Source organism: Vreelandella sulfidaeris, from assembly GCF_042429665.1.
Taxonomy (GTDB): domain Bacteria; phylum Pseudomonadota; class Gammaproteobacteria; order Pseudomonadales; family Halomonadaceae; genus Vreelandella.
The window spans coordinates 175,085-194,075 of the sequence record NZ_JBHMAC010000011.1 but is presented as its reverse complement, the minus strand read 5'-3'; the positions used below and the strand labels follow the sequence as shown (position 1 = coordinate 194,075).

Sequence of the window (18,991 nt, the reverse complement as noted above, 5' to 3'; positions counted from 1 at the left end):
CGTTCCCTCCTAGTAGGCAAATACTTATTAGCGGTCTGTTAGTTCAAGGCAGATAACCTAAAGGAGTCACCGTGATCAATGGCCTGAACCACATTACCCTTGCTGTCAGCGACTTGGAGCGTTCGCTGCACTTTTATACCCAGGCGTTAGGGCTGACCGGCCACGCAAAGTGGGACAGCGGAGCATACCTGTCATCGGGCGACTTATGGCTGTGTCTTTCTTGTGATGATCCGTGCCCGAAGGATGATTACACCCATATTGCCTTTGATGTCTCTGCAGAGGACTTTGACGCCTGCTGTGCGCGGTTGGAAGCCTTTAATGCGTCTCAGTGGAAGGTGAATAAAAGTGAAGGGCGTTCCATGTATATATTGGATCCTGACGGCCATAAGCTGGAAGTTCACGTGGGCAACCTCCAGAGCCGCCTGGCATCCATTGCAGAGAAGGCGTATAGCGGGTTTGTTTGGCTATGACTTTTTAATAAAGAATGCGTCGGGGTGCCACAATGCTTTCATCAGGCTATAGCGGTCATAGTAATGTTCGGAGTGTCCCATGTAAGTAATGGTCATTTATTCTCCAAGGCAAATAAATGCTGAAAGTGACGCCAAGGGGATTTATTACCATTTCTGGGCTAGGTTTGGACAATTTCAAAAAACGAATTTATAAGTCACAAGAAGCTAACGCTACATGAATCCGGCTGTATCACGTTCAAGGTCATTCAGAACAAGAGCGACGCCTGCCGTTTTGACGTCTATGAAGAGTTTATTGATCGCGCCGCTTTCGAGCAGCACCAGCAGCGCGTAGCAGGCTCGGAGTGGTGCGGGTTAACCAAAAACGCTGAACGTCACTACCGCATTGATGAAGTGGCTCAGGAGTAAATAAAGTATGAACGGCGAGTGCCTTTGCGGAGCAGTAACGTTTGAAATCGATGGCGCATTGCCGAATTTGTATCAGTGCCACTGCTCTTTATGCCGGAAGGTAACGGGGTCTACGGCGAATGCCGCTACGTTTGTTGATCAAGGTCATTTCCACTGGGTGACGGGGCAGGACAACATCACTTCTTTTCAGAAAGCGACGGGGTATCGGAGCGATTTTTGCAGGACCTGTGGAAGCCCTGTGCCTAATCCGCTGCGAAGCACCAATCTGGTTTGGGTGCCTGCCGGGTTGCTCGCTGGCGATGTTGAGTCGAGCGTCGCCGTCCATCTTCATGTTGATTCATCGGCTCGCTGGGCGCGAGACATGAAGAGCTGTACCCGATACGAGGCAGGCCCCGATAGTTTAGATTCACTTAATCAAGCCTTGCAGTGGACATGATGCTGAGGTGCCACCTGGGTGCGACTAGCTTGGTTCCATTGGGGCGATAGAGTAGTGGTATCAATCATGAAGCTGATCGGTAGCTGAAGAAGGTAAATGTTGCGATGGATCATGAGGCCCAGATCAACTATTGGATAATGAATGACACGGTGCGAATGGAAGCGCTAAGCATCGCGGCGGAACTGAATTTGCCCGACTGGTGCCTGGCTGCTGGATTCGTTAGAAATTTGGTGTGGGACAAGTTGCATGGCTTTACAACGAGTACCACCCTTAACGATATTGACTTAATTTACTTCGACCCAAACGATAAACGTGATGTTAGGGATCGCGAGATAGAACGTCGATTACAAAGCGAATCGCGGCTCCCTTGGTCGGTAAAGAACCAGGCAAGAATGCATGAGCGTAATGGGGATCGTGCATATGTCTCGACTGTCGATGCCATGCGTTTTTGGGTGGAAATCGAAACGGCGGTTGGCGCTACCATGAAAGATAATGGTGACGTGGTGATGATGGCTCCCTTTGGTATTGAGCCACTTTTTGCCTATACGATTACTTTAAACCCGACGAGGCCAAAGCGCGCGGATTTTGAAGCCCGCCTCATTAACAAGCAGTGGCTGACAACCTGGCCAAAATTGGTGGTCAATGGCTAGTGAAGCCATGCGCTAGAAGACGTTTGGCTTTGCTGTGAGCTTGAACCCAGGACCACAAGACGAAAAGCAGAAAACGCTACCACCTGATGACGTCGACCTTACCAATCCAAAATATGCTGAAAATGAGCGTCTGATAGCACACGGTTCATCGCGATAATTGCGTGTTATCATGCGACGTGCTGCAGTGCCCACCACGCTACATGGGTGCGCTGCGAAAGTGGTTGTGTGGCGTCACTTATTGTTTTTTTACGCTTTAATAAAGAGAAGGTAATGGTTAATACCAAGATATATAAGGCTGTTTACGAATTAGCAGAAAAACTCATGAAAGCAGCCGATAAGGACGATAGGGAAACGTTCGAGTCGCTTTATGCAGAGTTGAAAGCTATTTGTACCGAGAATGAAAATACCGATAAAGATCATCCAGAGCAGTGGGAAACACTGGCTGACTTTACCGAAGAGCTGGAAGACGCAGTCGTTATTTATGAGAAAGCGTTAGAAAAAGCCAACGCCGTCAATTCAAAAGACCATATGGCGTCCATTGCCTTTTCAATGGCGACGTTACAAATTGAATTAGGCCAGACTGACGCGGCGATTAACAACCTGCAAGATGCCAAAATTAGCGCCAACAAGATTGAAGATAATGAGCTTAAAGCAGAAATAGATGAGTTGCTTGCAACGCTTACAGCAAGCTGAATTTAGTACGTTATAAACCTGAAAATACTCTGTGTAGCAAGTGACGTTGCTGGATTTTCCTAAGATTAGGAGCGCTATTTTGACCAATAATGATATTTTTCGCCGTATACGTTACATCTTTGATTTAAAAGAAGGCACTATTGTTGATATTTTTTCACTGGCAGAGTTTGACGTAACCCATGCGCAGGTTACCGACTGGTTGAGAAAGGATGAAGACGAAGCGCTGCTCAAGATGAAAGACGTTGAGCTGGCAGCGTTTCTGAATGGTTTCATTAGTTTTAAGCGCGGCAAACGCGAAGGTGAGCAGCCAGCGCCAGAAAAGAATCTGAACAATAATATGGTATTTCAAAAGCTGAGAATTGCGCTAGATTTAAAGGCTGACGATATTTTGGCTATTTTTGAGTTGGCGGGATTCCGTATCAGCAATCATGAATTAAGTGCTTTCTTTCGCAAACCAAACCACAAGAATTATCGCGAGTGCAAAGATCAGGTGCTGCGTAATTTTTTAATGGGTCTTCAATACCAGTGGCGCCCCAGCCAAAATGGTGATGGCTCATAACTAGGCTTGAAGTCCGGACTTTAAAAATCAGGGCTACAAAGACGAGCCGTCTTGCCCTTGGTAATGATATTTACTTTTTCACGCAAACAAAAATGGCGTTCCCTGAGGCGGTGTCCCAGGGCGTTATTTTTTCATAGTCATGCTCAAAGACATGCACATCGAAGAGCGGCTCCAGTAATACGATGAGTTCTGGGAAGCTGACGGCCACCATTGGATGTTCGTCGTGCCATATCTGCGTTGCCTCAGTATCTGTTTTCTCAATGCTGAGCTTGAGTGACTGCTGTTCGCCATGCCCCGTGTAATGCCAGCCAGAGCGAAAGGTGAACAGGTCGTTGCCCTGTTTAGCGGTGTGCTTAACAAACAGCGCGTTGTCGATTTTGCTTTTATCGACGGCGTTAAAACAGAAAATCCCGCCTGATGTTAGGGCGCGATGCGCACTGGATAGGCAGTCGGTTAGCTTCTCTATGCCTGCATTGTAGTGAATCGAGTAGAGAAAGCAGGTAATCAAATCCTGGGGGTCGCTAACCTGGAAGTCTGCCATGTCCTGTCGTGTAAACGTGGCTTCAGGACAACGGGCAGCGGCAAGCTCCAGCATGGGCTGGTTAATATCCAGACCGCTACTTGAATAGCCAAACTCACTAAAATGGCGCACGTGCGGGCCTGTCCCGCAGGCCAGGTCAAGATGCGTACGGCCACCGTCACCAAATATTTGATGCAGACGGCGAATGCCATCGCTTTGGGCCTGATAGTCGATATCCGCGCACATTAAATCGTAATAACCAGAAAGATCGGTATAGAGGGCGTTGGCGGACATATCAGCCTAGTCGTGAGAGCGGAGGGGGAGCATGGTAAACGAGTGGTTTAGCTTTGAGAAGCGGGGAGCATTAAGCCTCCTGGCTTGGCCTGAACCAACTATTGGCTATGCTGATACTCATCCATAGGCTTTCACGCCAAGCGTGTAGCTTTACGCAAGCGATAAATCGAGATAAAGGAGTCATCATGGAAGACCCCGTTTTTTGGTATGCAGTGGCGTCGGTACTGCTTTACGTGAAGATGTTTGCCACGTCGATGTACCAAGGCTTTCATCGCATTACGAAAATGACCTTTAAAACCCCCGAAGATGCAGCGCTGGCCGGTAAGGCGCCTGCTCAGGAGGAGTTGCCGCAGGTGCAAAAAGCGGGTAAAGCGTGGTCGAATGACCTTGAAAATATACCCATTTTTTTAGCACTAGGCGTGGCTTATGTGCTGGTCGGTGCGTCTTCCGGGCTTGCTGGTTGGCTCTTCATGACGTTCACGGTGGCGCGCTACTGCCATACAATCTTTTATCTGGCAGAGCTTCAGCCCTGGCGAACGATTGCTTATGGCGTGGGCACACTGTGCATGATCGCCATGTGCGTTCTAATCCTCTTCACGCTTTTCTAACCACTGCCATTAGATCTAACCACTACTATTCGGTCTAATCACTACCATTTGATCTAACCACTCGCATTAAGCGCCGCCATTGAGAGCGGCGCTTTTTTCTCCTGGTTTGATTAAACCGGCATGGCAAGCTGTGAGCGGCGCCATACGCTCGGAGGCAGTTTTTCTGTGCGCGCCCAACACCGCCTTAGCTGGCGTTCATCGCCAAGCCCTGCCTCTTCGGCAATTCTTGCGAGTGTCCATGTGGTTTCGGTCATTAACGTCTTGGCCCTCTGTAAACGTAACCCGGTAATGTAGTCGCCTACCTGCATGCCGGTAATATGCTTGAACTGACGCCGGAAATGACGCTCGCTCATTGCCGCCTGCGAGGCCAATGACTCGGCGCGCCACGTGTGCGCCGGGCTGGCGCAAATGGCGTCCTGCACCCGATGAATCCGCTCATCAACATGATTACGGCCTTCAAGCCAGGCGCCCAGTTGGGGTTCCTGGCCGCTGCGGCGAAGATAAAGCACCATTTCCCGGGCAACCGCTAATGCTAGCGAGTGGCCGCAGGCGCGGGTAAGCCAGTGGAGCATGGTATCAATACCTGTTGAAATGCCCGCGCTGGTTAGATAACGCCCATCCTCGATAAAAATGCAGTCACTTTGAACCTTGGCTCGTGGTGCGTTACGTCTCAACTGATCGAGGAGGGTGTGGTGGGTCGTGCAGCGTCGCCCATCAAGCAAACCTGTTTCAGCAAGCAGCAGCGTGCCAGAACACACGGTCATTACGGTACTGGCGTGATGGGCGTTGGCGTTCAGCCATTGAATGCACTCCTGCTGTACCGAAGGCTCAATGCGGTTGCGATACTGGCCGGGTATGAGCAACAGGTCCTGAGACTGCAACTGTTCAGGTAATGGCTCGATACCACTCAGCGTGAGGGGGCCTAACCACTCCATGGCTACCTTGGGTCCGATGTATCTTACCTCAAACGCTTTCATGAGGCGGCCCGCGGAGTGCAGCACCTGAAGTGGACCAATCAGATCCAGCGGCACCTGACCGGGCATCATTAAAACGGCCACCCGCTGAATGGTATCTCGCTGGTCGGATGGCTGACATTGGCTGGGCATTTCATTCACGCAGGGTGTGCCACTCATTGATCAAATCATGGGTATTGATAATACGTGCAAAGCGGTCTTCCAGTACGAGTTCGGTGCGCGCTTTAATATCCTCAGCGGACCAAGTGATGCCCTGACGTGTCATGGGAAACGTCAAGGTGGCATCGCTGACAAAGTCGACGTTAAAGCCAAGGTCTGACGCTACTCGCGTCGTCGTTTCGCAACATTGCTCGGTACGAATGCCACTAACCGCGAGATGTGAAATATGTCGCTCGCGAAGCCAGTTTTCCAGCTGAGTATCGCTGAAGGCATTATGAACCCGCTTGTGAAACGTTACCGCGACTTCATCTTTAAAACCTTCAAGCGGACAAATAAGGCCGTTGTCAGGATCAAAGGCTCCCTGGCTGCCAGGCGCTTCATGAAAAATTCGTACTACCGGTATGTTCAATGCTTGAGCGGCATCGAGCAGGGCACGCTGGTTAGGCCGCCAGGCTTCTGCAAGGGATTCTACCCAATAATCGCGCGCAGGGAAGGAGGCTTGAACATCAATCAACAGTAACGCGGTGGTAGAGAGTGGCATAGTAGACCTCATCTTGTTGGGAATGAGGCTATAGCGTAAGGCGTTACGATGTACTGAACGACACACGAAGCGGTCGCAAACCGGTCAATATCGGCCAACAGTACATAAAAGGAATATTAATTATTTAAATTATCGTTTGGCGATTAAACGCTAAATTTTTATTGGTCATTAAAGAAATCCTGCCAATTCCCGATATAAAGATAAGACCGTCAACGGTTAGCCATTTATGCCCGAAACGGCCCTGCGTCTGCGTATTAAACGTCACAAGAGTCTGCTATGCCTAAACCACTGCCTTTGTTCATTGCCTTTTTGCTTTTTTCTTTATCCAGCCATGCTTATTCGGCCACTGATAAGGCGGAAGTGGCGGCGTTAGAATGGCTGGAGGCTATTGATAGCGGTGCCTATGAGCAAGCTTGGGAAACCTCCTCTCCATTGCTGCAAATACCGTTATCCTCTAATATGCTGGAACGTACCATCAGCGCCGCACGACGTGATTTTGGTGCCGTTCAATCACGCCAACGGCTGCGTGTTATCCGCGAAACCTCCATGCCGGGCGCCCCGATTGGAGATTACGCGGTGATTACTTTCAAAACGCGTTTTGAAAACAAGCCACAGATTATTGAAACCATAACCCCGCACCTTGAAGGGGATGCCTGGAAGGTGAGCGGTTATTACGTTAAATAAGCATCGCTTAACAGGACCACGGTAACCCGCTTTATGTCACTGATCGCCACTACTCCCGAGCCTCCTTATTACGCGGTGATTTTTACCTCGGTACGAACTGACGTTGATAATGGCTATGACGCAATGGCCACTAGAATGGTTGAGCTAGCCGCACAGCAGCCGGGGTTTTTAGGGGTGGAGTCGGCGCGAAATGAGGCAGGCGTCACAGTGTCATACTGGGCCGATTTAGCCTCTATTCAGGCATGGAAAGCGAACGCTGAGCATCTTGAAGCTCAGCGTTTAGGGCACCAGCAGTGGTATCAACACTTCAAAACCCGGGTGGCTAAAGTAGAGCGGGATTATGGCAGGTAGGGCGGTTATTAGCCTACCTGCCAATTGATTCTGATTACATGACTACTCTTGCCAGTGTCTGCATTACCAACGCAAAGGCCAGTACAATGCCCCCCACCGCCAAACTGGTAATGATGGCGTGGCGTCTCCATAGCACCAGTACACGGTGACCAAAGCGATGTACCAGCCAAGCCAAGCCATAATAGCGAATTCCGCGAGCAATTAGCGCTGCTAGCACGAACAATAAAATAGGGTACCCCGACAGCCCCGCAGTAATCATCGCTATCTGAAAGGGGATGGGGATAATGCCAATGGTCAGAATAGCTATGAAGCCATACTGATCAAAGAAAGTCTGAAACGATTGGTAGCTCTGCTGCATACCCATAAACTCGATAAACCACGTGCCTATCGATTGAAATAGCAGCATTCCAACGCCGTAGCCGACCAGCGATGCAATCAAGCAGCCGACCGTGGTGACGGTTGCCAAGAGCCAGATACGCTCTCGATTGGCTGCCATCAATGGAATAAGTATCAACTCCAGCGGAATGGGCAGAATAATCGTCTCAAGAAAAGAGAGCGTGCCGAGTAGCCACAGCATGTTATTTGAGCTGTTAAGGCGCTCAAACCACTGTCTTGCGCGGTTAGATGTCTTCTTCATTGCGGGCCACTACATACTGGGATTAATACGGCGGTATACAGCCGCTAAAATACTGTAGAGCCCAAACGCCAAGAGACCAATGGCCACAAAGGCTAGCAGCCACTGTCCATATGGCTGTTCACGCAGCGTGCTAAACACTTCATCGATGCCGCCCGCTTGATCGGGATTAATGTGATAAGCGGCGATGATAAAAAAGCATCCCACAATCACAAATACAAGCCCGCGAATCACCAGCCCGAAACGGCAAATGGGGTAGGCCCATGTTTGTACATGAGCAGGCATAACGAAGTGTTTGTGAAATTTTGCCTGGTAGCCTTTAACGGCGTGGGAGATCCCTACACCGATAAGGATCAAACCCACTCCGCCGACCAGCCAACGACCGAAAGGCTGCTGCATTAACCAACTGACGACCCCTTCTTGCGAGCCACCGCCTGATCCGCCAGACGAGCTACCAAACTGAAAAATGAGGCTGGCGGCAAAAAAAGCGAGCAAAAGGTGGGTAACGGCACTTGCCATTAAGCCTGATCGAATGGCGATGCCCTTTGTGTCGGTGCCGTGGTGATCGGCATCCTTGATGGCTTGAATAGTGCGCCACATGGCGTAGCCAACCAATCCCAACGCAATGATAGCCAACAGGAATTGGCCGAAGGGGGCAATGAGTACCCTTTCCAATGCACCACGGCTACCATCTGTTTGTCCGCCCTGGCCAAACGCTGCCAGGGCAGCAAGACCGCCTACTAATACATAGACGACACCGCGGGAGGCGTAGCCCATGCGGGCAAACAGCTTTATCGCATCGCGATGATCGGGATTTGTGCTACCAGTAGCCATGAAGTCCTCCTGACGATTAATGGCGTGCGAGTCCTTATGCAATCTAGACTATAGAAAGCGTATTGGCGGCCCATACTGTGCGAGTAGGACACTATTGTCTAGCGGAGAAGGGGGAGACAGCGGCGAGTAATGAGTACCTACAGCCACTGGCTTGCTTTTATAATTCCTTAATTTTATTGGGTTGAGACATCATGGCGAGTTCCTGTTTCCCCGTTTTCTGGCGTGATCCACGTATGCCTTATGTGGAGCTACGAAAAATTAGCGATGCCCGGCACGTGGGCTATGCGCCCCATAGTCACTCCCAATGGTCGCTGGGAGCTGTTACCGCCGGTAAAAGCACGTTTTTTTATCGAGAGGATACGTATCAGATTAGTGCCGGGGATCTGGTTATGATGAACCCTGATTGGGTGCATGCCTGTAACCCTGTCGAGAACCAACCTTGGGCATATCTGATGCTCTATATTGATGTCGATTGGTTAAGTAAATTGCGCTACCAACTAGGGTTGCTTAATGAGCCGTATTGGCAAGATATTGCAACCGCTGTTATTACTCAGCCAGACCTCTATACAAAGTATTGCGATATGACTGCTTGTTTGCTGGAGGAAAAGCGAGATATTAGCGAGAAGCAAGCGGCGTTGAGTGAGTACTTGTCGCTCATAATGAAGAGGCTTTCTAAAGAAGCCACTACGGTCCCGCCTTACGTCCCGGAAGTGCTTGAGGACGTTGCGGCTTATATACGTGCGAACAGTGCCAACGAACTTCCGCTTGAATGCTTATGTAAGCGGTCTGGCTATAGTGCTGGGTATTTAATCCGCGCGTTTAAGCTGCACTTCGGGTTAACGCCCCATGCTTACCTGGTTAATCAGCGCATTCAGATAGGGCAGAAGGCCCTTAAACAAGGGCAACCGATTGTTGAGGCAGCGTTGGTGGCTGGCTTTAACGATCAGCCTCACTTCCAACGAACTTTTAAGCGGCTGGTGGCCGCCACTCCGAATCAGTATCGCTATCCATTACTCAATCAATAAAAAAAGCGCGCTTATGACTAAGCAGGCAGCGAGCGTGCGGTTAATCGACAGCAACACAAGGGGGCGGCGTATATATCGCTTCAAAAAGGCGCCTGCATATACCCAACTGGCTAGCGATAGCCAGCAAATGGGCAGATAGAGGGCGGCGAAGAGCCATAGTAAATAAGCCTCGTCAGCATTGGTGTAGGCGCCAGTGCCAGCGGCAGACGCGAGCCATGCTTTGGGATTGAGCCACTGCATCAGCGCACCCGCCCAAAACCCGGGAGCGTTATCAGCACCTTGCATATTCAAGCGGCCATCATGCTGAAATAACTGATAGCTGAGATAGAGTAAAAAAAGAATACCCGACCAGCGTAAAACATCTTCAAGAAGTGGCATCACAGTCAGCAGCGAATAAAGCCCTGCGCCGATGCCTAAAAACAGTGCCACAAACCCTAATGTGGCGCCGGTGACAAAGGTCAGCCCTTTGGCAATGGGGTAGTGTGAACCGCTACTTAAACACACAATGTTGACGGGGCCAGGCGAAATAGAGGCGGCAAGTGCAAATGCGGCCATGGGCAGAATGATAGGTAACATCGACGAACCACTCATGGTTATCCTCCTTGTTAATCCAAGGAGTTTGCAGTGTCGTCAACTCACCGTATTGAACAAAATTGATGTCACTACCAATCGGTCAGTTTAATGCCCAAACACCGACCACCCGGTATGTTGCACAAACATTTCTAGCGCTTGCGTGCCGAGCAGGCTGTTGCCGTAAGCATCCAGCCCCGGTGACCAAACGGCGATGGAGCCGTGGCCTGGGGCGATGGCGAGTATGCCGCCGCCCACGCCGCTTTTGCCCGGCAAGCCGACGCGAAAAGCGAACTCCCCTGAGGCATCGTAGTGCCCACACATCATCATCAACGAGTTGATACGGCGTGCTCGCTGCGGGGCCACGACACGAATGTCGCTGGGCTTGTTGACGCCATCCGAGGCTAAAAAAAGCCCAGCATGTGCGAGTTGTTCGCAGCTCATTGCGATGGCGCATTGATGGAAATATGTGCCCAGCACTTTATCGACATCGTGGCGAAGGTGACCAAACGCTTTCATGAAGTGTGCAAGTGAGGCGTTGCGGTCACGGTGCGCCATCTCTGAGGCAGCGACTGCATGATCAAAACAAATAGAGTCGTCATTGGCGATGTAGCGCACAAAGCGAAGGATCTCACCCAGTGTTTCTTTGGGCTCGTGGCCCATCATGATGGCATCGACCACCGCAATAGCACCGGCATTGATAAAAGGATTTCGCGGTTTGCCGCTTTCGTGTTCAAGCTGAACAATAGAGTTGAACGGGTCGCCAGAGGGCTCACGCCCGACTTTTGACCATAACGCATCGCCCATCTGTCCGAGCGCAATCGTCAGCGTGAAGACTTTTGAGATACTTTGGATCGAGAACGGTGTCGTCGCACAGCCCGCTGAATATACCTTGCCATCCACTGTGGCGAGTGAAATGGCAAACTGCTTTGGGTCAACCAGGCCAAGCTCGGGAATATAGTCGGCCACCTTGCCGCGCTGCTCAGCGGTCGCCATGGCGGCTGCAATGTCATTGATCATTTCTTGCATGGGCTTGTCGTGTACCGTCAATAGAGGCGGAGCCTCACCCTAGCGGAAAATAGCCGTTATGTCTGTTGCCGAGATTAAAGCAAATGGCAACAGAGAGTCGGCTTATGTGTTGATGAGCAAGATTCGGGTCGGCAATCAGAGAGTAATCGCTTAGGCTGCCTATCTAACTATATAGACAAACAAAAAACGGTATAGATAAACAAAAAACGGTATAGATAGATTAAAAACAGTATAGATAGCCTAAAAACGGTGACGAGCATGAATGATTTTGAGCGGGTCGAGAAAGCCATGAGCTTCATGGTAGCTCAGGCGGCGGCGCAACCTACCTTGGCGACCGTGGCGGCCCACGTTCATTTGAGTGCTTTTCACTTCCAGCGGCTTTTTTGCCGTTACGTGGGAATTAGCCCGAAGCGCTTTTTGCAGGCACTGACCTTAGAACGGGGTAAGCAGCTGATGCACGCGTCCACGTCGTTATTGGACATTGCGCATACCTTGGGGTTAAGCGGTGGGGCCAGGCTGTATGATCACTTTGTACAGCTAGAAGCCGTCACGCCGGGCGAGTACAAGCGCCAAGGTGAAGGGGTTGAGATCGCGTATGGGGTTCATGACACGCCGTTAGGACGTATGTTCGTGGCGGTAACGCGCAGAGGTATCTGCCGCATGGGGTTTGTTGATGCCACCAGTGCAGATGAATTGCTGGCGCGGCTTGCCAAAGAGTGGCCTCGTAGCATCTGCCAGCCTGATCCAATAGCGACTCGTTACGCAGTAGAGCGAATATTTGCTGCGCCTGAACCGGGCGCGGAGGCCGTGTCGCTGCACGTAAAAGGCACTAACTTTCAAATGGCGGTCTGGCGGGCGCTGCTCACCATTCCGGAAGGCCAGTGGGCAAGCTATTCTCATATTGCCAAGGCGCTCGGCACACCGAATGCATCCCGTGCGGTGGGCAACGCCGTGGGGGCTAACCCCATTGCACTGTGGATACCCTGTCACCGGGTGATTCAGCAAAGCGGTGCGCTGGGCGGCTACCGATGGGGAGGCGCAAAAAAGCAGATGGTGCAGGCCTGGGAGCTGGCTCAATCGAATTCTGTCACGGCTGATGTTGAAGGCTGCCTTTAATGCGCTAGTTTATGTGTACAAGGAGGTAATGAATATGAAGATTAATGCTATTCAGGCGGATATCACCCAGCAGGAGGTCGACGCGATTGTTAATGCTGCCAATACCTCGCTACTCGGCGGTGGCGGTGTTGACGGTGCCATTCACCGCGCGGCAGGGCCTGAGCTATTGGCGGCGTGCAAACAGTTGGGCGGTTGCGCCACCGGGGATGCTAAATCAACGCGTGGTTTCAAGCTGCCAGCCCGGTACGTCATTCATACCGTCGGCCCGGTCTGGCAGGGTGGAGAGCGCGGCGAAGCTGAGTTACTGATGTCCTGCTATCGGCGCTCGCTTGAGGAGGCCGCTTCAGTCAACGCGCGCTCGGTGGCGTTTCCCAGTATCAGCACCGGCGTCTATCGATACCCGATTAACGAAGCGGCCAAGCTGGCTGTCTCCACTGTCAAGCAAACACTTGACGCGATTCCCAGCATTGAAACCGTCACGTTTTGCTGTTTTTCCGCGGAGGACTTGGCCGTTTATCAAGCGTGTATTAATCAATTAACCCGTTAGCGTCGTAAAACGGAAAAGGGCCAGGATAACGGTCGATAAACCCCTGGTGGGTCACCACACCGGTAGCTTTTGACCACTGATGCAGCAGGTAACCCGGCGGCTCTAGCTGAAAGCGCGAGGGGCCGTCTGGGCTAAGATCCAAACTCACCTGGTGGGAAACACCAGGACAGCTAATCGCCAGCGTGTTGGCAAATCGCGCTTGGATCGAGCGATGTACATGGCCGCATAGTACGCGCTCTACCTGGGAGTACTTGCCTATGACTGCGGCGAGTGCCTCCGGTCGGACAAGCGATTGATGATCCATATGGTCAATGCCGCTGACAAACGGATGGTGATGCAGCATCACCAGAGTCGGTTTGTGAGGCTGTTCTGCCAACGTGGTGTCCAGCCATTGAAGCGTTGCATCGCTTAGTTCCCCATGAGGCTTGCCCGGCACTGAGGAGTCTAGCCCCACCAAGCGTAGCGGGTAATCATCCACCACCCATTGAAGGTAATCATTGTTCTGGAAAAGGTAGCGATGATCGGGAAAGGCATCGCGCAAGTGCTCACGGTCATCGTGATTGCCGGGTATTAGATACACGGGAAGCGTTAATTCTGCCAGAAGTTGGCTGAAGGTGGCGTATTCATCTGGATGGCCAAAATCGACCAGGTCGCCGCTAATCAGCACTAAATCGGGGCGGGGGGATAGCTGGTTGAGTGTCTGGATTGCTTGGCGCAGCGCTTTTGCAGTATCCACCTGACGGTATGAAAGTTTACCGCCAGCCTTGATGTGTGGGTCACTAATGTGGGCGATAAGGCAGTGTTGCGTTTGATGGCGAAGATCAACCATGGACGATGTCCTTACTATTAAACGAGGCATTGGCATCTGGGTGAAAAAGCACGCTGGGGGGAAGGGTTAATCCAATCACGGCGCCGTTAGCCCAGCGCTGTCGCGACGGTGCTTCTATTTGCAGCGGCTTACTGCCGCCGGTATTCACCATCAAGCGTTGCGTTTGGCCTAAGAAAACGCTCTTGATGACCTCTCCTTTGATATCGGCTTGGCTCAACGGCACCACCTGAATATCTTCTGGTCGACAGTAAACAGTGGATACGTCCTGTAAATGAGTGGCCTTAAGCTCGCCTCCATGCACTCTCAAACGCCCATCGGGCTGCTTGGCTATTACCTCCAGGCAATTAACTGCACCGATAAAGTCAGCTACAAAGGCATTGGCTGGCTGATGGTAAATTTCTTGAGGTGTTCCTAGCTGGGCAATGCTGCCTGCCTGCATCACGGCGATGCGGTCACCTAGCGCCATTGCCTCATCCTGATCGTGGGTGACATATACGGCTGTCGTACCCAACTCACGCAGCAGTTCGCCGATTTCAAGACGCAAGCGATCGCGTAATTGTGCGTCCAACGCCGCCAGTGGTTCGTCAAATAACAGCACTTTAGGACGTACGGCAATCGCGCGGGCAAGTGCGACGCGCTGTTTTTGGCCGCCGGAAAGGGCATCGATGCGTCGCTCGCCAAAGCCTTTTAAATCGACCATGCGCATTACTTCATCCAGCCGTTGGGCTATCTCGGCGCGAGGCAGTCGCTGTATTTTTAGGCCATAGGCAATATTGTCGGCAACGCTCATGTTGGGAAACAACGCATAGTTTTGAAACACCATCCCGACATCGCGCTTTTCAATCGGCAGGGCGGTGACATCACGCTCGCCGAACAAGACCCGCCCGCCGATGTCGGGGCTTTCCAGGCCGCTGATGATGCGCAGCGTGGTGGTTTTACCGCACCCTGAGGGCCCTAACAGCACTAACGTTTCGCCGGCCTTAACCTGTAAATCAAGCGGCTTTAACGCTGTAAAACCGCCCGCAAAGGTGCGGCTGCAGTGCGTAAGGGTAATACTGACAGATGAACTCATCGCGAGTGCTCCGGTGACGACATTCGTCATTGTGTGTCTGATGCTGATTTAAAAAGAGGGTTAGCGACGTTGGCCGGTCAAGCGGCCTGCCCACTGGATCGCTACCAGTAGCGGTACCACCATGACTAGAAAGATCAACGTGTAGGCTGAGCCAATTTCCAGGCGCATGGAGGCATAGCTGTCGGCTAAGCCGACCGGCAGCGTTTTAGTCAGCGGGGTATGCAGCATCCAGGTGATATTGAATTCACCGATGGATAACGTCACCACCATCAACGCGCCCGCCAAAATGCCGCTCATGCAGTTAGGAATAACCACGGCGAAGAAGCGTTGCCGGAAGCTGGCTCCCAGACTGGCGGCGGCTTCTTCAAGGTGGTTAAGCTGTGCGGTTTGCATCACTGAAAGCACCGCGCGAACCATAAACGGCAACGTAAAGAGCACATGACCGACAAGGATAAATAACCAGCTGCCGCGAAATTCACGGTAACTGCCGTAGGCGAGTAATAGTGCCAGAGCGGTAGCTAAACCCGGTACGGCAACCGGTAGCAGGAGTAGTTCTTCGATGGCATTCGCCCAACGGCGCCGGCTTCGCAGCAGCCCGTAGGCGGCGGGCACACCAATCAGTGCGGTAATAACCAAGCAGGCGATGGCTAATTTGATCGAAAGCCAGATCGTGTTGGCATAGAGCTGCCAGACTTCATTAACCCAACGCAGCGTTAAGCCGCTCTGCAAACCGACAAAATAGTTTTCGGTTAATCCCGCCATTACCGACATTGCTACGGGTACCAGCATGAACGCACAGACCAGTAGGGTGAAACTCAGTTGCAGCGTGAAGCGTAGTCGTGAGGTCATGCTGAGGCTCCCAGGTTGCCGCCTGCCAGCCTGCGCGCAATGCTGAGTGCCAGCCAGGTGATAATGCCCAGCACGACCGAGAGCGCAGCCGCCATCGCAAAGTTGGCGTAATTGGTGAATTCACCATAAATATTGAGCGGTAAAATGCTTAGCCGTGTGCCCAACGTAAAGGCGGTGCCGAACGCGCCCATGCTGGTGGCAAAGCAGATCGCGCCGGTGGACAGCAGGGCTGGCGAAATGCCGGGAACAATCACATCTTTGGTGACCTGCCAAGTGGAAGCCCCTAATGAGCGAGCGGCCTCTTCAAGGCTTGTGTCCAGATTGTCGCAAGCTGCCATGACGGTGGTAATCACGCGCGGAATAGAGAAGTAGAGGTAGCCAACGAATAAACCGGCCAGTGAATAGGCGAACACCCAGCGTTCACCCAATAGCCACAGGCTCGTCTGTGCCAACGCGCCCTGACGTCCCCCCAACATAATGACCAGAAAGCCCACCACGACGCCTGGAAACGCCAGCGGAAAAGTGAGGATGGCAATCAATACGGCTTTACCGAAAAAATGCTGGCGGGCCAGAAAGAACCCGGCTACGCCTGCAATGGCGACGGCCACAAGTGAGACCAGTAGTGAAAGACCAACGGTGGTTGCCAGACTAATTAGATACTGGCGGTGGGTGAGTATGGTCAGATAAGCGCTAAGCCCGCTATTACGGTCAACCTCGGTCCCCATGAGTATCAAGCGCGAAAACGGCAATAACCAAAAAGCGCAAAACACGATTAATGCAGGCATTAACGCAAGCAACGCAATGAGCTTTTTACGCTGTCCTGGGGCCGATAACATCTCCCGACGAGTGGCGTAAGAAGCAGCCCCGGAGGGCTGCTTGGATACCGCTGTCATGATTAACGGACCTCCGACAAGTATCGTTCAGAAAAACTGCGCTGGGCAGCTGCCATGGCGGAGTAGTCAACCGCTGAAGCACGGGCGTAATCGCTATCGGGAAGGAAAACACTGCGCGCTTCGGGGGAAATGGCGCTTTCGCGTACCGGACGTAGGTAGGCATCTGCCCAGACGGCTTGTCCTTCGTCAGAAAGTACAAAATCAAGTACTTGCTGGCCATTTTCTGGGTTAGGGCCATTCTTCACTAGGCTCATCACATAAGGGACGACCACGCTACCTTCTTCGGGAATGACAAACTCCACATTGGCGCCATCGCTGTGGCGAGCGCGGTAAGCGTTGAAATCGTAATCGAGTAAAATAGGAATTTCGCCGGACAGCACGCGGGCATAGCTCGTCTGCTTAGGAACGATAGGGGCGTTGTCAGCAAGTTGATTGAAGTAGTCGATTGCCGGGGTGAAGTCATTGAGGTCTCCACCCATCGCCAGGTTAACTGCAACGGCACCGACATAGCCGACAAACGCACTTGCAGGATCAAGATAGCCGACCATGCCGCGGTATTCGGGTTTGAGCAGGTCTTCCCACGAAGTAGGCACCTCGTCACCGTCTAGTGCATCGACATTCACCATAAAGCCGAGCGTACCTGAGTGAATAGCGAACCAGTTTCCTTCCGGGTCTTTAAGGCCTTCCGGGATCTCTTCCCAATGATTGGGCTGGTAGGGGGTGACCACCTCTTCTTCCATGGCTTGAATGCCAAACGTGACGCCATAGTAGACGACATCCGCGACGGGGCTACTCGCTTCAGCCACTAGCTGAGCCAGTGATTGCCCAGAGTTTTTATTATCTTGCGGTACATGAATGCCAGTTTGCTGTTCAATCAAACGTAGCTGAGTGCCCCAATCGGCCCACTGCGGTGGGCAGTTATAGCAAATCGCATTGTCGTCGGCTTGAACGACGGTTGCTCCAGAGGCACCGATTATCGCGGTGGCCAAAACGGCTTGATAAAAACGCTTCATACCCATGCGCTTAAACGTCATGCTGTGCTCCTTTAGGAAGTACCTAATGTGGACTTACTGGATGCCGGGACTCCGGCACTTTCGCCCTGACGCAATGCGTGGGGCAGGGGAGCCGGTGAACATGCTTCTCCCCGAATCATGGCTAACAAGGTATGCACGGCCGTTCGGCCTATGTCGGCGCGAGGCTGAGCAATCGTCGATAACGATGGGTAGATATGCTCGCCCATGGCAATGCCATCAAATCCCATGACGGAAAGGTCGCCGGGAACGCTAATGCCCGCCCGTTGTAGTTCCCCCATCAGGCTGATGGCGAGCAGGTCGTTGGTACAAATCACTGCGCTAAGCGCATCAGGCCCAGTTAAGGCAGGTGCCAGGCTGGTTAGGTCTGCTTGGGTATGACGATCCATTTCAATAAGCGGGCGAGGTGCTAAACCAGCACTGCGCATCGCCTGGCAGTACCCTTGATAGCGCTGTTGGGCACGGTCTGACTGCAGCAATGGACCGGCAACCATCCCTATTCGTGCATGCCCCTTATCGATTAAATAGCGAGTGGCATCAGCGCCAGCAGCGAGATTATCAACCCCGATGGAGGGAAAGCCGCTCGAACCAGGCGGGTTATAGACCAACAGGCAAGGGATGGTCTCCGCGCGTAGTTTGGCGAGTACCTCACTCTGTTCAGCATTGGCAACGGTAAGCACCAAACCATCGACACGCTGACGCAGCATTTCTTCAACAATGTCGCCTTCACGGCTGGAGGAGTAGTCACTGGTGGTCACGATCAGTGAGTAACCGCATGCCCTTGCCGCCACTTCCATTGCTTGAAGCTGTTCGGCAAATACAGGGTTATTGAGGCTGGGCACCATGACGCCAATCATGTGAGTGGCTTGAGTACGCAACTGCTGGGCGACCTTGTTGGGTCTAAATGCCAGCTGTTGGGCAGCACTAAAAATTTTTTCACGGGTCGCCGGGCGGACTAATTCGGGGCTTGAAAATGCCCGCGCAGCGGTCGCTCGGGAAACCCCGGCCAGTTTTGCCACGGTGAGTAAATCGGCCATACCAGTTCCTGTAATCGATAAAAAATGAGATCGATCTCATTTGCTTGGTATCAGCCTAAGGAAGGAATATGACAAAGTGATGGCGGAAAGATGTTGATTTAAATAATGGGCAAGAAAGTAAAGGGTGTCTGAAAAAAGCTGAGATTTTAATTATTAGCATTATTTTAATTAGAATTATCTT

General features: G+C 52.1%; 25 protein-coding genes. 12 read left to right on the top strand and 13 right to left on the bottom strand.

Annotated features, from left to right (window positions below; all coding sequences use genetic code 11):
* Positions 1-71: 71 nt before the first annotated feature.
* From fos to ACFFLD_RS12785, 6 genes are all read left to right on the top strand, one after another.
* Positions 72-470, top strand: a complete 399-nt coding sequence (gene fos, locus ACFFLD_RS12810) for a fosfomycin resistance glutathione transferase (RefSeq protein ID WP_386041231.1) — start codon at positions 72-74, stop codon at positions 468-470.
* Between the two features lie 171 nt (positions 471-641).
* Complete coding sequence (locus ACFFLD_RS12805) at positions 642-875, top strand: putative quinol monooxygenase (protein ID WP_386041548.1); 234 nt, start codon at positions 642-644, stop codon at positions 873-875.
* Positions 876-882: 7 nt separating this feature from the next.
* Complete coding sequence (locus ACFFLD_RS12800) at positions 883-1,311, top strand: GFA family protein (protein WP_386041229.1); 429 nt, start codon at positions 883-885, stop codon at positions 1,309-1,311.
* Between the two features lie 104 nt (positions 1,312-1,415).
* Positions 1,416-1,961, top strand: a complete 546-nt coding sequence (locus tag ACFFLD_RS12795; protein ID WP_386041227.1) for a nucleotidyltransferase family protein — start codon at positions 1,416-1,418, stop codon at positions 1,959-1,961.
* A gap of 270 nt (positions 1,962-2,231) precedes the next feature.
* On the top strand, positions 2,232-2,654 hold the full coding sequence (locus tag ACFFLD_RS12790; protein WP_386041225.1) for a tetratricopeptide repeat protein: 423 nt from the start codon (positions 2,232-2,234) through the stop codon (positions 2,652-2,654).
* A 79-nt stretch (positions 2,655-2,733) separates the two neighbouring features.
* Positions 2,734-3,213: a DUF1456 family protein gene (locus ACFFLD_RS12785; protein ID WP_386041223.1), complete on the top strand. Its 480-nt coding sequence runs from the start codon at positions 2,734-2,736 to the stop codon at positions 3,211-3,213.
* Positions 3,214-3,283: 70 nt separating this feature from the next.
* Here ACFFLD_RS12785 and ACFFLD_RS12780 read toward each other — a convergent pair whose 3' ends face one another.
* Positions 3,284-4,027 (bottom strand): class I SAM-dependent DNA methyltransferase, encoded by a 744-nt coding sequence (locus tag ACFFLD_RS12780; RefSeq protein ID WP_386041220.1) that lies wholly within the window; start codon positions 4,025-4,027, stop codon positions 3,284-3,286.
* Between the two features lie 185 nt (positions 4,028-4,212).
* Here ACFFLD_RS12780 and ACFFLD_RS12775 point away from each other — a divergent pair, with 185 nt between their 5' ends.
* Positions 4,213-4,635, top strand: coding sequence for an MAPEG family protein (locus ACFFLD_RS12775; protein WP_386041217.1), 423 nt, complete (start codon positions 4,213-4,215; stop codon positions 4,633-4,635).
* Between the two features lie 110 nt (positions 4,636-4,745).
* Here ACFFLD_RS12775 and ACFFLD_RS12770 read toward each other — a convergent pair whose 3' ends face one another.
* Entirely contained in the window at positions 4,746-5,768 is a 1,023-nt protein-coding gene (locus ACFFLD_RS12770; RefSeq protein ID WP_386041215.1) for a GlxA family transcriptional regulator, read from the bottom strand.
* The gene (locus tag ACFFLD_RS12765) at positions 5,743-6,309 is read right to left on the bottom strand and encodes an isochorismatase family protein (RefSeq protein ID WP_386041212.1); all 567 of its coding nucleotides are present in this window, start codon (positions 6,307-6,309) and stop codon (positions 5,743-5,745) included. The genes ACFFLD_RS12770 and ACFFLD_RS12765 overlap by 26 nt, the downstream gene beginning before the upstream one ends.
* Before the next feature lie 276 nt (positions 6,310-6,585).
* Here ACFFLD_RS12765 and ACFFLD_RS12760 point away from each other — a divergent pair, with 276 nt between their 5' ends.
* Both ACFFLD_RS12760 and ACFFLD_RS12755 read left to right on the top strand, forming a co-directional pair.
* Positions 6,586-6,993, top strand: a complete 408-nt coding sequence (locus ACFFLD_RS12760; RefSeq protein WP_386041210.1) for a DUF4019 domain-containing protein — start codon at positions 6,586-6,588, stop codon at positions 6,991-6,993.
* A gap of 33 nt (positions 6,994-7,026) precedes the next feature.
* Positions 7,027-7,344: an antibiotic biosynthesis monooxygenase family protein gene (locus tag ACFFLD_RS12755; protein WP_386041208.1), complete on the top strand. Its 318-nt coding sequence runs from the start codon at positions 7,027-7,029 to the stop codon at positions 7,342-7,344.
* Positions 7,345-7,378: 34 nt separating this feature from the next.
* On the opposite strand, the gene ACFFLD_RS12750 is transcribed toward ACFFLD_RS12755, so the two are convergent.
* The gene (locus tag ACFFLD_RS12750; RefSeq protein ID WP_386041206.1) at positions 7,379-7,981 is read right to left on the bottom strand and encodes a YqaA family protein; all 603 of its coding nucleotides are present in this window, start codon (positions 7,979-7,981) and stop codon (positions 7,379-7,381) included.
* 9 nt (positions 7,982-7,990) lie between these two features.
* Positions 7,991-8,812, bottom strand: a complete 822-nt coding sequence (locus tag ACFFLD_RS12745; protein WP_386041205.1) for a DUF1206 domain-containing protein — start codon at positions 8,810-8,812, stop codon at positions 7,991-7,993.
* 191 nt (positions 8,813-9,003) lie between these two features.
* On the opposite strand from ACFFLD_RS12745, the gene ACFFLD_RS12740 reads away from it, so the two are divergent.
* The gene (locus ACFFLD_RS12740; protein ID WP_386041203.1) at positions 9,004-9,837 is read left to right on the top strand and encodes a helix-turn-helix domain-containing protein; all 834 of its coding nucleotides are present in this window, start codon (positions 9,004-9,006) and stop codon (positions 9,835-9,837) included.
* Here the strand turns inward: ACFFLD_RS12740 and ACFFLD_RS12735 are convergent.
* The gene (locus ACFFLD_RS12735; RefSeq protein ID WP_386041201.1) at positions 9,823-10,428 is read right to left on the bottom strand and encodes a LysE family translocator; all 606 of its coding nucleotides are present in this window, start codon (positions 10,426-10,428) and stop codon (positions 9,823-9,825) included. The two genes, ACFFLD_RS12740 and ACFFLD_RS12735, sit on opposite strands and share 15 nt — an antisense overlap.
* A gap of 87 nt (positions 10,429-10,515) precedes the next feature.
* Complete coding sequence (locus ACFFLD_RS12730) at positions 10,516-11,436, bottom strand: glutaminase (protein ID WP_386041199.1); 921 nt, start codon at positions 11,434-11,436, stop codon at positions 10,516-10,518.
* Positions 11,437-11,694: 258 nt separating this feature from the next.
* Between ACFFLD_RS12730 and ACFFLD_RS12725 the strand changes: the two genes are divergently transcribed.
* Together ACFFLD_RS12725 and ACFFLD_RS12720 are read left to right on the top strand one after the other, a co-directional pair.
* Complete coding sequence (locus ACFFLD_RS12725) at positions 11,695-12,552, top strand: bifunctional transcriptional activator/DNA repair enzyme AdaA (protein ID WP_386041197.1); 858 nt, start codon at positions 11,695-11,697, stop codon at positions 12,550-12,552.
* 34 nt (positions 12,553-12,586) lie between these two features.
* Entirely contained in the window at positions 12,587-13,099 is a 513-nt protein-coding gene (locus ACFFLD_RS12720; RefSeq protein ID WP_386041195.1) for an O-acetyl-ADP-ribose deacetylase, read from the top strand.
* Here the strand turns inward: ACFFLD_RS12720 and ACFFLD_RS12715 are convergent.
* From ACFFLD_RS12715 to ACFFLD_RS12690, 6 genes are read right to left on the bottom strand one after another with little or no spacing between them, the layout of a single operon-like run.
* Positions 13,080-13,928: a phosphodiesterase gene (locus tag ACFFLD_RS12715; protein ID WP_386041193.1), complete on the bottom strand. Its 849-nt coding sequence runs from the start codon at positions 13,926-13,928 to the stop codon at positions 13,080-13,082. The two genes, ACFFLD_RS12720 and ACFFLD_RS12715, sit on opposite strands and share 20 nt — an antisense overlap.
* Positions 13,921-15,000 (bottom strand): ABC transporter ATP-binding protein, encoded by a 1,080-nt coding sequence (locus tag ACFFLD_RS12710; protein WP_386041191.1) that lies wholly within the window; start codon positions 14,998-15,000, stop codon positions 13,921-13,923. Before ACFFLD_RS12710 ends, ACFFLD_RS12715 begins: the two co-directional genes overlap by 8 nt.
* 60 nt (positions 15,001-15,060) lie before the next feature.
* The gene (locus ACFFLD_RS12705; protein WP_386041189.1) at positions 15,061-15,849 is read right to left on the bottom strand and encodes an ABC transporter permease; all 789 of its coding nucleotides are present in this window, start codon (positions 15,847-15,849) and stop codon (positions 15,061-15,063) included.
* Positions 15,846-16,742, bottom strand: coding sequence for an ABC transporter permease (locus ACFFLD_RS12700; protein ID WP_386041187.1), 897 nt, complete (start codon positions 16,740-16,742; stop codon positions 15,846-15,848). The genes ACFFLD_RS12705 and ACFFLD_RS12700 overlap by 4 nt, the downstream gene beginning before the upstream one ends.
* A 2-nt stretch (positions 16,743-16,744) precedes the next feature.
* Positions 16,745-17,776: an ABC transporter substrate-binding protein gene (locus tag ACFFLD_RS12695; RefSeq protein WP_386041185.1), complete on the bottom strand. Its 1,032-nt coding sequence runs from the start codon at positions 17,774-17,776 to the stop codon at positions 16,745-16,747.
* Between the two features lie 11 nt (positions 17,777-17,787).
* The gene (locus ACFFLD_RS12690; RefSeq protein ID WP_386041183.1) at positions 17,788-18,810 is read right to left on the bottom strand and encodes a LacI family DNA-binding transcriptional regulator; all 1,023 of its coding nucleotides are present in this window, start codon (positions 18,808-18,810) and stop codon (positions 17,788-17,790) included.
* Positions 18,811-18,991: the final 181 nt, after the last annotated feature.